Below are 14392 nucleotides of genomic sequence, written 5' to 3' on the forward strand. Positions count from 1 at the left end.
TCATATTTCACAACTTATATCATCTTCGCTTCGTATTTGTGCTTTTTTACAAGCCAAGCTCCTCCGATAACACCTGCATCATTACCAAGTGTTGCAATAGCTAACTTCGTGCTCTTTACAGCACGTGAGAAAGCGTATTGCTCGAAATAGCGTTGAATTGGTTCTAATAGCGCATCTCCAGCTTTAGACACGCCTCCACCAATAACAATTTTCTCTGGGTTCAATGTACTAGAAAGGTTCGCTACAGCTAATCCTAAATAAGAGGCTACTTTTTCTACTACTTCACCTGCTAATTCATCACCTTGTCCAAGTGCTTCAAAGACATCTTTTGATGTAATACGTCCTTCTTCAGCTAACATAGAACGCAACATGCTCTCTTTATTAGTCTCTTGTATTTTTTGCATAGCAACACGTACAATACCTGTCGCAGATGCTACTGTTTCTAAGCAACCATACTTTCCGCAATTACATGGGAAAGCATTTTCTGTAACGACTGTAATATGTCCAATCTCACCAGCAGCACCACTCACGCCGTGTACAATCTCACCATTGGCGATTACACCACCACCAACGCCCGTACCAAGTGTCATACAGATTAAATCTTTTGCACCTTCACCAGCACCTTTCCACATTTCACCAAGCGCTGCTAAGTTTGCATCATTATCAATAACAACAGGTAATCCTGTTTCTACTTCTAATAAATCTTTTAGCGGATAGTTTTTCCATCCTAAATTAACCGCTTCATAAATCATTCCAGACGCCACATGTACAGGACCAGGAGCTCCCATACCAATACCAATTAACTTGCTCTTCAATTCGCCTAATTCTTCTAGCTTTTTATCAATTGCTTTCGCAACATCAAGTGTAATATGTTTTCCTTGCTCACCTGTATTCGTAGGGATTTCCCACTTATGTAAAATTTCACCGTATACATTAATAAATGCTAATTTAATCGTTGTACCACCAAGGTCAACACCAACTAACCATTTCTCTTCCATGTTGCTTACCTACCTTTATCTAATTCTTATTTAGCTCTTTTTGAATTTCTTGCTTCAATAAAAATAAAGCTGTTTGATAGTCTTGTGGATCGATTAGCTGTGATTGATTTAATTCACGCAATTCATCTTGCATTAATTGTAAATCAGCAATTCGATCTCCCGTATAAATAATCGTACCAAATTTCTTTAGCAATTGCTGAATATCATAAATAGATACCATTTCATCACCCTCTATGCTCACTTACTATAAAAAATTATAATAAGAAAACGTTCACATATTTTATTATAATCAAGAAGAAAAAGTCTCGTCAATTTTTATTTGTCTATACAAGCTTATTTGTAAGCATTGTTCCTTTTTCTGTAATAATTTTTTCTATATTTTTATCAAATGGCTCTACCGGAATGTGTTTTACCATTTGAAAATCATACGCTAATGATAGCGTTTTCCCTTTATAATGCACGAGATAACGATCATAATAGCCACCGCCGTACCCAATTCGCTCTCCTCGTTCTGTATAAGCTACGCCTGGGACAATTTGAAGATCAATTTCATCCATATTCACTTCTTCCGTAAGCCCGGGAATCGGTTCACGTAAATTCATATACACCGTTTCTAATTGATCAAAATTATTAATTTGCCGGAAAGACATCGTTCTTGTTCCTTTATTACACTTAGGAACTACAACTTTCTTTCCTTCTTCCCAAGCTTTTTCGATAATAGGATATGTATTCACTTCATTTTCCATTGAAAGAGTAATTCCAATTGTTTTAGCTTCAACCCACTCTTTTTCCGCATACAACGAAAATGCAATCTGTTCTGATAAAGTTGTATACTGTTCTTCTGATAAAGAATTCATGTGTTCTATTATTTGTTTACGCAAACGTACTTTCTCTGCTTTCACACACTCTCCCCCTTACAGTGACACTTTACTCTATGCTGATAGTGTATCACTTTTAACATAGGAATCGAATAAAAAAAAGAAACAGTAGGAAAATATTCCTACTGCTTACTTTGTTTCACGGTGTAACGTAGACTTCTTGTCACGCTTGCAATACTTTTTAAGCTCGATACGCTCAGCGTTGTTACGTTTATTTTTCTTTGAGATATAGTTACGATCTCCGCATTCTGTACATGCTAGAGTAATATTCACACGCATTCTTATTTCCCTCCAGTACTAATAACTTAAATCAGACTATACTATAATACCACTTTTAAAATAAAAATTCTACACCTTTTGATATTGTCTAATTTTTTCTATAAGATTTTTCATGTTTTCCCTTGCTATTACTGGGTTTCTAGCATGTGAATACACCAAAAATTTTGGTTGTTTTGTGTCAGAAACGATATAAGACCACTCTTTTTCAGTATATTTGAACTGTACTCCTTCAAATATACCTTCTCCCTTCCTTTCTATATCATCCAATAATTTCCTCATAATTTCCCCTTTTTCATTCCATGAACATACCACTTCATCATAAAGTAAATAGAGCGGAGGTGATTGCTCCACTATGCTGAGAAACGTTTTTCCTTGCAATGCTATTAGCTCAAATAATTTTCCAATCCGATATAAAATATCTCGCTTCCACCTTACTTGAAACGCCTTTCTTTCATCCTGCGTATAAAATAGAAGATAACATTCCCCTAACTTCAAAGACATTGGGTAAATATTTCCTGTCGATTCGAGTAAGAAATCTGGAATATCTACCTCTTCCAAATCTGTACCTTGGTAAATATTACTATGTTTATCGTATAACTCGAAATGATTTCCTTGCTCAGAAAATATAAGAGCCATATTCGCTTTACTTGATTTCATCAAAGCTTTCACATGATCTTTTTGTTCGCTTGCATAAATCCATGTAACTGTACAACCAAGTCTTTGCAGAAAGAGCATAAGTAAATGTTGCAACGTATCATTTCTCTTATTAATAAGAAGATGAAACTTCTGCATCTGTATTTTCTCGATATCAATATGCTCCAATATAACTTCTATATACTCATTCATAGAAACATGAACCAGCTTATTACGCCCCATTTCTTTCTCCATCACGTAATAAAACAATTCGGACATATATACTTGTTCTATCTCTTTTTGCTGCTTATACGTTAACGGCATGCCAGCTTGACCGTATAACTTTATAACAATCTCATTCTCATTCTCCACTTGAATGAAAACACCACCTGCACATTGCAAATGATGAACACTATATTGAAAAAGTGACTCGTTCATTTCTTTACATTCCATCGTATGAATCCCTATACCATGAATAGCATGTAAAAATAAATTTTTATAAGAGGTTGTTTCTATATTTTCTTGACTTCCAATTAATATACTTTCTCCTTTTTTAAAAAGAGAACCATACGCCATCGCAATCTTCACGATAAACTGGGGAGTAATTTCAACATTCCCTCTTCCTACAATGCGGCTTTTTTGTAACCACCCTGCACTCATTTCACTCTCTTGAATACCAGCCGCTCCTACTATCGAATGACTATCAATCGCCTTATAAGGCCATACTTTTCCTTTTTGCTTAATTACCGTACTTCTCCCGATATGACAGTGATCCGCTACAACGCTTTTTTGAAACAGTGTAACATCATCTTCAACTATTGTACGCTCTCCTATTGTCGTTTCTAATAGTTCACAATACTTCCCAATGTGGGCATTCGCAAAAACAATACTTTTTTGAAGATGAGAATAACTTGAAACGATACTATTTTTCCCAATAATAGAATATGGCTCAATTACAGCTCCTGTACCAATCTTTACTCCTTCTCCAATAAAAGAGGGGCCATGAATTTTCGTCCCTTTACCAATCGTCACCCCTTCTCCCATCCATACCATCGGTAATACTTCCGTATAAGGAATAGGTACTTGTAACTTTTTCGTTAACAAATCAAATTGTGCTTGTCGATATTGATTAAATGTGCCGATATCTAACCAATAACCTTCTGACAAATATGCGAATAATACATTTTTGTTTGCCAATAACGGAAACACATCATGACTGAAATCACAAAATTGTCTAGGCGGTATGTAAGAAAAGATTTCTGGCTCCATAATATATATGCCTGTATTCACAACATTAGATACTACCTCATTCCAGCCCGGCTTTTCTATATATCGTGTAACCTCCTGGTCTTTATTTATTACAACCAATCCAAATGAGAGCGGATTTTCTACTTCTTTCACAAACATTGTTACCATTCTTTTCTTTTGTTCATGAAACCTAATTCCTTCTGATAATTGAAAGTCAGTTAATGCATCCCCGCTTATCACAACAAATGTTTCATCTAAAAATTGTTCTGCTTGTTTAATACTCCCTGCTGTGCCAAGCGGAGGAGAGTCTTCAAAATAATACAAGTTAACTCCCCATTTACTACCGTCACCAAAATATTGCTTAATGGTCGTACTCATATATTGAACAGTAATTGCAATTTCACGAATACCATGCTGGCGTAATAACTCAATATTATATTCTAAAACTGGTTTTTCTAATAATGGTAACATCGGCTTTGGAGTATTACATGTTAATGGTCTAAGGCGTCTTCCTTTTCCTCCAGCTAAAATAACCCCCTTCATATACTTCAGCCTCCACTTATATAATGTTCAGTAACTTCATATACCATATGTATATTCCCTATCCCACATGAACTAGCAGCATAAACTTGATTAGTTAAACAAATCCTCATTTAGAAGACCATATAATTAAATTTCTCACCTATAAAAACGTACATTTCAAACAACAAGAAAGCGCTTACTATTAATTGTTAAATAATACTTATTAACGACCAACATATATACTAATTTTCCCATTACATTATGATACATCTTATCATCATAAACTAAAGGAAACAACGAGCTTTTTTTGTCATGTTTTGACTAAAAAAAGTAGGTGATTTCCCATCACCTACTTTAATTCCTACTCATTCAATAAATAATGCTTTCCTTTTACTAAATAAAAGACATTTTCAGCAATATTTGTAATATGATCTGCTACACGCTCAATATATCTCGCGACAAATGATAATTGTGTAATTTGCGTAATTGCTTCTGGTTGTTCTGGAACCGAAGATATAAACTCACGAATTGCTTTTCCATATATTTCATCAACGGAATCATCCATTTCAGCAATTTGTTTCGCAAAAGTTAAATTTTCTTGTTCATATGCTTCTAACGCTAAATGCAACATCTCATTTGCAACCGCAAACATTTCATCCAGGTTGTGCAAACTAACAGCCACTTCTTTTTCCCCAAGACGAATTGTAGCCTTTGCAATATTAACAGCATGATCTGCAATACGCTCTAAATCTGTCGCTGTTTTAATTGAAATAAAAATCCTTCTTAAGTCACTTGCTACAGGTTGCTGCTTCGTAATGAGCATAAGCGCAAGATCGTTTATTTCCTCTTCTAAATTATCCATGCGGTAATCACCATCAATGACCTCTAACGCTTTCTCTACATCCCTTGTATGCAGACCTTCCATAGCAATCAATAAAGCCGCATTTGCTAATTCTCCAAGCTCGATCACCTTTTGCTGTAACGCTTTTAAATCACCTCGAAACTGTTCTCTTACCATTTTTCTTCCCCCTCAATATTATGTGCCATTATATAAAAGTGAAACTTTAATCACCCCTCATCAATCGGGCTTTTATGCTTGTAATAAACCTTAAGATAAGGAGAAGTATTACTTCTCTATTAACAGTAAGATAAAATAAGAAATGCCCTCTGTTAAGAGGGCATTTGCTCTTAGCTTTGAAACGATATCAACCAAAGCGACCTGTAATATAATCTTCTGTACGCTTATCTGAAGGAGTCGTAAATAATTTGTTTGTATCTGTATACTCCACAACTTCCCCGCTTAAGAAGAAAGCTGTTTTGTCTGAAATACGCGCTGCTTGTTGCATATTATGCGTTACGATAACAATACTAAAATCTTTCTTTAGCTCTTGAATTAATTCTTCTACTTTTAATGTTGAAATTGGGTCTAATGCCGATGTTGGCTCATCCATTAAAATAACGTCTGGCTCAATAGCTAAGCAGCGTGCGATGCATAGACGCTGTTGCTGTCCACCAGATAAACCGTATGCATTATCGTGCAAACGATCTTTTAACTCATCCCAAATCGCTGCTCCACGTAAACTTTTTTCAACAATTTCATCTAATGTCTTTTTGTCACGAATACCATGGATTTTTGGACCGTATGCTACATTCTCATAAATAGATTTTGGAAATGGATTTGGCTTTTGGAACACCATTCCTACATGCGTTCTTAATTCTTCAACTGGATATGATTTATCAAATATATTGCGTTCTCTATACTCAATTACACCTGTAGTTCGAACGATCGGTACTAATTCTACCATGCGATTTAATGTTTTTAAGTAAGTTGATTTACCACAGCCACTTGGACCGATAATGGCTGTAACTTCATTCTCATGAATACTTAAATTAATATCTTTTAAAGCATGGTCTTCCCCGTACCATAAATTTAAGTTTTTCGTATCAAATACTACCTTCTTTGGCGCAGTCTCGATTTTCTCTTCATTTTTCACCTGTACATTTACTACTGTTGCTACCATTTGAATTCCCCTTCCATCCATTTCTAACTTATTTTCGATTTCGTAACCATAAAACAAATATATTGATAAATAGCAACAAACCTAACAAAACAATCATCCCAGCTGCTGCTACATACTGAAATTCTTCTTGTGGCCTACTCATCCAATTAAAAATTTGAATTGGTAGAACTGTAAATCTATCAAACATACTAAATGGAACATAATTTGCAAACGCAAGTGCCCCAATAACTAATAGTGGTGCAGCTTCTCCAATTGCTCTTGATATCGCTAACGTACAGCCCGTTATAATCCCTGGGAAAGCATATGGCAATACAATTTGATACATCGTTTGCCACTTCGTAGCACCTAATCCGTAAGAACCCTCTAATAATACACTTGGTACTGATCGAATTGCTTCTTGACTCGCCACAACAACTGTTGGTAAAACGAGTAAACTCATCGTCAGCGCTGCTGCAACTATACTCTCTCCTAAATGAAGAGCATATACAAAAATAGTTAAACCAAGCAATCCAAATACAACGGATGGTACTCCTGCTAACGTTTGATTATTAATCTCTATTATTTTTTTAAATAGAGATTCCTTCGCATATTGCTCTAAATAAAGTGCTGTTCCAACTCCAAATATAAAAGAAACAGGTATAACAATACTCATAAATAATATTGTCCCTGACAAAGCTGCAGCAATACCAGCTTCTTTCGGATTACGTGAAGCGAAATTTGTAAAGAAATCTATTGAAAGATAACTTATACCTTTTTCAACAATTTGAAACAGTAACAAAAACAAAATTACGATTGAAAATAAAATTGCTATATAAAATAACAATTTGTAAATTCGATCTTTTAAAAAGCGTGATGCCATGTTTTTTTGTATTTTTTTATGATTCAACATTCGCATATTATGTCATCCTCCTAAAACGGCGCATAATAGACTGCGAAATGATGTTCATAATAAAGGTAAACAAAAATAACGTTGCACCTACAGCATACATGCTGTAATACGTAATCGTTCCATGCGGAGCATCACCTAAACTTACTTGCACAATATAGGCTGTTAACGTTTGAATTGAATGTGTCGGATCAAGCGATACATTTGGTGTGGATCCTGCTGCAATTACAACAATCATCGTTTCACCAATTGCACGAGAAGCCGCTAATATAATTGCTGCCATAATCCCTGTAAAAGCGGACGGAAACACCACTTGTTTTACCATTTCAAACCGCGTCGCTCCGAGTGCTAATGAAGCTTCTTTCGTCCCTTTCGCCACAGCTCTCATCGCGTCTTCAGATAGAGATGCAACGGTAGGCATCATCATAAATCCGATAACGATTCCTGGACTAATCGCATTAAAAAACTGTAAATCTGGTATAAGCCTTTGTAAAAGCGGCGTAACAATTGTTAATGCAAAAAAACCATATACAATTGTCGGGATACCTGCTAATAGCTCTAACATCGGCTTTAATATTTTCCGTGCACTATTTGAAGCATATTCGCTTAAAAATACGGCACACGCTAAACCGATAGGAATTGCTACAAACATAGCAATTGCAGTTATAAGGAACGTTCCACATATGAGTGGTAATATACCGAATTTAGGGTCTTCAAAAAATGGTAACCATTCTTTCTCCGTCAAAAAGGAGTATAATGATATTTTTTGAAAAAACATGATTGTTTCATTAGAGAGCGTAAAAACAATTCCAAGTGTCGTCACAATAGAAACGCTAGCAATTATTTTTAGTAATAAAGGCACTATTCGATTGATTCGCTGCGTTTTTTTTCTTTGTTTTGTATTTCTTTCAATCAAATGTTGTACAGAAAATGTAATTTGACTTTTGTCATTATGAGCCAAAGATGAAAACCCCTTTCCACCCTGACATTACCTTTTTATTTCTGTTAACATACGCAGCTGTTCATTGTATTTTTCTTTTCGTAATTTTACATACCCGACCTCTTCAGCGAGGTTACCGACATGCTGAATCATAAACTCAACATAGTTTGCTACATTCATTTTATTTCGGATAGATGCATTATTCACATAAGCAAGTAGCGGCCTAGATAACGGCTTATACTTACCTGATTGAATGGTCTCTTTCGTCGGAAATACACCATTTACTTTTATTGCTTTCACCTTATCTCGATTAGCCATATAATAAGCATATCCTACAAAAGCAATGGCATGTTTATCATTCATTACCCCTTGCATAATAACTTGATCATCTTCAGACAAAGAGACTTTTTTTATAATGCGATGATTTTGTAAGATGACATTTTGAAAATAATCATACGTACCAGAGTCTACGCCTGGTGCATAAAACTTCACTTGTTCACGTGGCCATGTTGAATGAATTTGTGACCATCGCTTCTCTCTTCCATCTTCACTCCAAAGTAGTCGTAACTCGTCTACTGACATATCGTCTACCCATGTATTATGGCGATTCACAACAATCGTAAGACCGTCGTTAGCAACCTCAAAAGGTGTGAACTGAATAGAGTTTTTCTTCATTTCATTTTTCTCGACTTGTTTCATTACTCTCGAAGCATTATTTATATCTACTTCTCCTTTACTGAAACGATTAAATCCTCCCCCAGTTCCAGAAATACTGATGGAAATTTTCACGTCTGGATGCACCTTTGTATATTCCTCCGCTACTGCTTCTATAATAGGAAAAACCGTTGAGGATCCATCAACTCTCACTTCTCCCGTATCATTTAAAGCAAATGCAGTAGACATTTCAAAACAGAGGAACCATATTGATAATACGATAATCTTAATCGGTGTACGCATCCATTTCACGTGTTCTTCCTCCTAGAAGTAACCGGAAATAACAGGATTACAGATATAAGAATACTGCTAAACTATTAATTCGGTTTTAATTGTTTGTAAAAGTTTTGTAAAGTTCCACAAAAATCAACATACGATACAATTTTAATTCAGTAGTAGCTATTCATTTCCTCTGATGATTTCCCTATAAAATATTTATCCCCTATCCCACCATATACAAGTATCATTTATAGAGCCGCGTTTTTTCAATGTTGTATACTTGTCCACATTTATTACACGATATGCATAAACCATAAAAAAAAGCACACTATCTTTTCATATAGTGTGCTTTTTTACAACTTTTTTATTCATCATCTTGATCTTTGTTTTTATTGTCTTTATCATCTTTTGGAGCTTCACCATTTACTTCTTTGTTTTTCAAATCAAAGTAAGCGTCCATAATTTCACGACCAATATATCCATTAATACCAGTCTTATCATCATGTACCCATGGAACGACAACAGAGAATGCTACTTCTGGATCTTCAAGTGGCGCATAACCTACTAATGTTAAGTTATATGTTTCCACACGTTCACCGTTTGCCTTTCTACCAATCTCTTTATCTCCGCCATACACAGTTTGAGCTGTACCAGTTTTCCCAGCAGCTTTATATTTTGCACCTGTAAAGTACTTTGTAGCTGTACCACCTGAATCATTATACACTTGTCTAAATCCTTCTTGAACGCGTTTAATTTGCGATTCCGGCATATCAATACGATTTAATACTTTCGGTTCCATAGATTGAACAACTTTCCCAACTTCATCTGGTTTCACTGCCGGTTGACGAATTTCTTTTACAACTTGTGGTTGCATACGATATCCGCCATTGGCAATCGTCGAAATATATTGCGCTAATTGAAGCGGTGTATACGTATCATACTGTCCAATTGATAAATCTAGTAAGAAACCTGGTTGACTACTCTTACCCATCTGACCAGCAGATTCATTCGGTAAATCAATTCCTGTTTTTACACCAAGTCCAAACTGTCCGAAATAATAACGCATCGTATCAAATGCTTTTTGAGGTATATCTAACGTACCACCTCTCACATACTGAACACCGGCGATATTCATCGCTGTTTTAAACATATAAACGTTAGAAGACATTTTTAAAGCTGTAAGGTCATTAATATATCCCATCGTTTTCCAAGACGACTTCGTAGGTGTACCTTTTAATTTAATTGGTTCATCCAATTGTACTGCCCCTGGTTGAATCGCACCAGTTTGATATCCAGTAAGTACTGTTGCACCTTTTACAGTTGATCCCATCGGATAAGAACTTGTCATGGTACCTAATGCAAAGTCATTTACTTTCGTTTGGCCATCTTCGTTAACTAATTGTTTCCCCGCCATAGATAAAACTTCACCATTTTTTGGGTTCATCATTACAACAAATGCGCGATCTAAAAGAGGTTCGCTTCCTTTAAACCTCATTAAATTCTTCGCAAGAATATCTTCCACGCGCTTTTGTAATTCCATATCAATTGTTAAGTTCAGGTCATTACCACTTTGTCCTTTTGATACATTAATCGTTTCTAAAATATTACCGTTTTTATCTGTAACATTTCTAACTTCTGCTTTCGTACCGTGCAGACTATCTTCATACTGTTGTTCAAGATAACTTTTTCCTACTCGGTCATTTCGATTGTAATCACGAACAAGATAGTAATCTAGTCTTTCTCTCGGTAAACCTTCGTCAGAAGTTGTTACACCACCAAGTACACTTCGGAACAAATCACCATCATATGCATATTTTCGTTCCCAATCAACACTTGTATCTACTCCCGGTAATTGCGCTAAATTTTCACTAATAATCGCATATTCTTCATCTGTTGCATTTTTCTTAAGAACTTGAGGTGTCATTGCATATCCGCCGTCCATCTTACTCTTAATCGCTAGTATTTCTAGATCTTTTGCGGATAATTGATTAATCTCTTCTTCTGTTACACGACTTCGCTGACGCTCGTCTAATTCTTTATCATCAATTTTTTTATCTTTAAACTCTTGACGATCTTTATTCGTAATTTTTTCTTTAGCTTCCTCTTTATGCATAGCAAGCCAATAATCTTTTTTATCGCGATCTGTTAATTTATCTGTCGGTACTTCAATCAAATCTGCTAGCTTTTTCGCTGTTTCTAAGCGATCCTCTGCAGTTGATCCCTTCATTTTTGTAAATGTAATAGTACGAATGGCTGCATTATCTACTACAGGTCGCCCATAACGGTCAAATATTTTCCCACGCGGTACAGGATTACTTATCGTTGAGTTTTCTTTCTTCTCCACTTCATTCTTATATTCTTCACCGCGAACAATTTGTACATATCCGAGCCTTACAATAACCGCGGAGAACATTAAAAACACGCAGAAAAACAACACGTTTAATCGAAAAGGAACGTGGGTCTTTTTCTTATTTTGCTTCTGCTTCTTGCTCATACAAACCCCCTCTACCAACAGCTATGTAATGTGAAAGGGACACCCTCATACAGGTGTCCTCACTGCTGTCTTACATCTTTTTCTATTCTAGCATAAAACAAACGAGAAGTTAACCTTCTGGTTCAGTTTGGTTTTGCGCGTTCTCTTGCGTTACAACACTTGTTTTACTCGCATTTCCCTCATCATATTTGACATTTTTAACTGCAAAATAAATAAGAAAATGTCCAGCACCTAAAATACATAATAAGTAAGGTAAACTTTTTTCAGGTGGAAAGAATAGTACAGCACATAAAAAACTTAAAATGGAACAGATTCTTCCGGCGTTTAACCATAACTCCCGAACAACGACATATTCCACACGCCATTCTCTCGCATTTTTCGCTCTACCAATTACGTCATATGTCATTGATCCGTACGGAACAAGTAAAATAGGATATGCAATCGCAATACATGCCGCATAAATAAGTAATTTCGTGTATGTAACATTGAAAATAACTAAAAAGACGACAGCATATAAAATAATGCCCCCAAGTAAAATTGCTTTTTTTCGCCACTCCTTCTTTAACATACGAGCAACTAAGTAATAACATACAAAGGATACAGCAGAGTTCACTAAACTGTATTTCCCTAATGCGAACTCACTATTAGTTGCTAAATAAACATATACTGAAATGACAAAAATAAACGTCCCTTCTCTCAATCCTTGGAAAAAATGAGCTCGTGTAATCTTTCCCCAATTTTTATCAATCCGTCGTTCTTTCAATACTTGCACGATTTCATAACGCCCTTCACATTCTCTTTTAGATAAAAAGAAGCTTAAGACGACAGCAATTGCAAATAGAACTAATGAAAGAAAGAATATAACAGTATAGCCACTCCATTTCTCCATACGTGAAATTGTGTATCCTGCTGCTATTGGTCCAATCATCCCAGAGAAGGATGTAAGAAGTCCAAGAAACCCATTAAAGAAATCTCTTGTTTCTGGTTCTGTAATTTCAAATGTCAATAAGTTAAAAGCCAACCAGTAAAAACCGTATCCTACTCCTAAAAGAGCCCCCATTAATAGAATATACTGAGAAGCACTTTTCCCTGCTACTAAGACAACGATAAAAAAAATTGCGAGCGTTCCTACCCCTATTCGTAATAAAATCGAGCGATCGATACGTTTCGCTAATTTCCCCCCTACAAGAAATGTGAGAGGCTGTAATACCACGCTGGCTAAATTATACAAGCCAAGATTCACATAATTTTGTGTTTGTTTCCATAAATAAATATTTACAAACGTATTCGATAAAGAAATTGCGAGCGTGTATAAACCTCCTATAAGGAGCAATAACACTAAATCCCGATTCACTTCAACGTCACCAATTATATGTTTCCATTTCATACACAACTCTCCTTTACTTCATGTTCTAGTCTTCCAAAGACAAGCCCAATTATGTAAAAGGAAAGCATAGAAAAAAGCTAGGGGCTCTTCCCTAGCTTTTTCTATATTTGTTACAATTATTTTGCTTCTTGGTAACGTTTTTCAGCAGCGTTCCAATCTACAACGTTCCAGAATGCACCGATGTAGTCTGGACGACGGTTTTGGTAGTTTAAGTAGTAAGCATGCTCCCAAACATCTAAACCGATAACTGGCGTTTTACCTTCAGTTAAAGGAGAATCTTGGTTTGGAGTGCTTGTTACTTCTAACTCACCATTGTTTACTACTAACCAAGCCCAACCAGAACCGAAGCGAGTTGCGCCAGCTTTTGCGAATTCTTCTTTGAATGCATCGAAGCTACCGAATTTTGCTTCAATTGCAGTTGCAAGTTCACCTACAGGTTGTCCTCCGCCGTTTGGAGATAGGATTGTCCAGAAGAATGTATGGTTAGCATGTCCGCCACCATTGTTACGTACTGCTGTACGGATTGCTTCTGGTACTTCGTTTAAGTTTGCAACTAATTCTTCTACGCTTTTGTCAGCTAATTCTGCATGACCTTCTAAAGCAGCGTTTAAGTTTGTAATGTACGTGTTGTGATGTTTTGTATGATGGATGTTCATTGTTTCTTTGTCAAAGTGAGGCTCTAAAGCATCATACGCATAAGGTAAATTTGGTAATTCGTGTTTTGCCATTGTTATATTCCTCCCAGTTTATGTATTGCCACTTAAGTGACATACAACTTCATTCTACCCTAATTGCCATAGGGTGCAAACAAATAAATCACATTGTCTTGCTATCATTAAAGTAGCAAAATTCCCACTTCTTTTCAATTAAAATGCTCATATATTCCGTAAAAAAAGCTTCCTTCTACAAGGAAGCTTCCTGCTAACATAATAAACATGTGAAATGGATATGGACCCTGTAGGACTCGAACCTACGACCGGACGGTTATGAGCCGTCTGCTCTAACCAGCTGAGCTAAGGGTCCACAATTATGTATGTAACAACATATCAAGTAAAGGAATTCCTATCGGATATGCTCTTTAAGAAATGTAAGATAAATTTACCATATAGAAAAGAAAAGTGTCAATTGTATTTTTCTTATTTAAAAGAAGAAAGTTAATAAAAGAAATTTAGT

Annotated in this window: 13 protein-coding genes and 1 tRNA gene; all 14 read right to left on the reverse strand. The window is 35.8% G+C overall.

The genetic code is table 11. From position 1 onward, the window contains the following. Window positions 1-14 precede the first annotated feature (14 nt). The 14 genes from glcK to GBN78_RS10405 all read right to left on the reverse strand — a co-directional run bounded on the left by glcK (window position 15) and on the right by GBN78_RS10405 (window position 14242). Window positions 15-998: a glucokinase gene (glcK, locus tag GBN78_RS10340; protein ID WP_152127323.1), complete on the reverse strand. Its 984-nt coding sequence runs from the start codon at window positions 996-998 to the stop codon at window positions 15-17. 19 nt (window positions 999-1017) lie between these two features. Then, window positions 1018-1218, reverse strand: a complete 201-nt coding sequence (locus GBN78_RS10345) for a YqgQ family protein (RefSeq protein WP_000253699.1) — start codon at window positions 1216-1218, stop codon at window positions 1018-1020. A 103-nt stretch (window positions 1219-1321) separates the two neighbouring features. Beyond that, window positions 1322-1900: a 5-formyltetrahydrofolate cyclo-ligase gene (locus tag GBN78_RS10350; RefSeq protein WP_000642746.1), complete on the reverse strand. Its 579-nt coding sequence runs from the start codon at window positions 1898-1900 to the stop codon at window positions 1322-1324. Between the two features lie 105 nt (window positions 1901-2005). Then, window positions 2006-2155 (reverse strand): 50S ribosomal protein L33, encoded by a 150-nt coding sequence (gene rpmG, locus GBN78_RS10355; RefSeq protein WP_001265616.1) that lies wholly within the window; start codon window positions 2153-2155, stop codon window positions 2006-2008. A gap of 69 nt (window positions 2156-2224) precedes the next feature. Continuing rightward, window positions 2225-4579 carry a sugar phosphate nucleotidyltransferase gene (locus GBN78_RS10360; RefSeq protein ID WP_000679333.1) on the reverse strand — a complete coding sequence of 785 codons (2355 nt, stop codon included), beginning with the start codon at window positions 4577-4579 and terminating at the stop codon, window positions 2225-2227. 340 nt (window positions 4580-4919) lie between these two features. After that, entirely contained in the window at window positions 4920-5576 is a 657-nt protein-coding gene (phoU, locus tag GBN78_RS10365; protein ID WP_088045462.1) for a phosphate signaling complex protein PhoU, read from the reverse strand. Window positions 5577-5763: 187 nt separating this feature from the next. Beyond that, complete coding sequence (gene pstB, locus GBN78_RS10370; RefSeq protein ID WP_000226681.1) at window positions 5764-6579, reverse strand: phosphate ABC transporter ATP-binding protein; 816 nt, start codon at window positions 6577-6579, stop codon at window positions 5764-5766. Window positions 6580-6607: 28 nt separating this feature from the next. Then, window positions 6608-7474, reverse strand: coding sequence for a phosphate ABC transporter permease PstA (gene pstA / locus GBN78_RS10375; protein ID WP_001242557.1), 867 nt, complete (start codon window positions 7472-7474; stop codon window positions 6608-6610). 1 nt (window position 7475) lies between these two features. Further along, a complete protein-coding gene (gene pstC, locus GBN78_RS10380) occupies window positions 7476-8426 on the reverse strand; it encodes a phosphate ABC transporter permease subunit PstC (protein WP_000940912.1) in 951 nt (316 codons plus the stop codon). Window positions 8427-8453: 27 nt separating this feature from the next. Continuing rightward, on the reverse strand, window positions 8454-9371 hold the full coding sequence (locus GBN78_RS10385; protein ID WP_152127326.1) for a PstS family phosphate ABC transporter substrate-binding protein: 918 nt from the start codon (window positions 9369-9371) through the stop codon (window positions 8454-8456). Between the two features lie 331 nt (window positions 9372-9702). Then, a complete protein-coding gene (locus GBN78_RS10390) occupies window positions 9703-11832 on the reverse strand; it encodes a peptidoglycan D,D-transpeptidase FtsI family protein (RefSeq protein ID WP_098300069.1) in 2130 nt (709 codons plus the stop codon). Between the two features lie 109 nt (window positions 11833-11941). Further along, the gene (locus tag GBN78_RS10395; protein WP_000871385.1) at window positions 11942-13219 is read right to left on the reverse strand and encodes an MFS transporter; all 1278 of its coding nucleotides are present in this window, start codon (window positions 13217-13219) and stop codon (window positions 11942-11944) included. A gap of 116 nt (window positions 13220-13335) precedes the next feature. Next, entirely contained in the window at window positions 13336-13947 is a 612-nt protein-coding gene (gene sodA, locus GBN78_RS10400) for a superoxide dismutase [Mn] (RefSeq protein ID WP_001052031.1), read from the reverse strand. Between the two features lie 221 nt (window positions 13948-14168). Then, window positions 14169-14242: transfer RNA gene (locus GBN78_RS10405), tRNA-Ile, on the reverse strand. Window positions 14243-14392 lie beyond the last annotated feature (150 nt).

The organism is Bacillus sp. B2-WWTP-C-10-Post-4 (assembly GCF_009183805.1).
Lineage (GTDB): Bacteria > Bacillota > Bacilli > Bacillales > Bacillaceae_G > Bacillus_A > Bacillus_A cereus.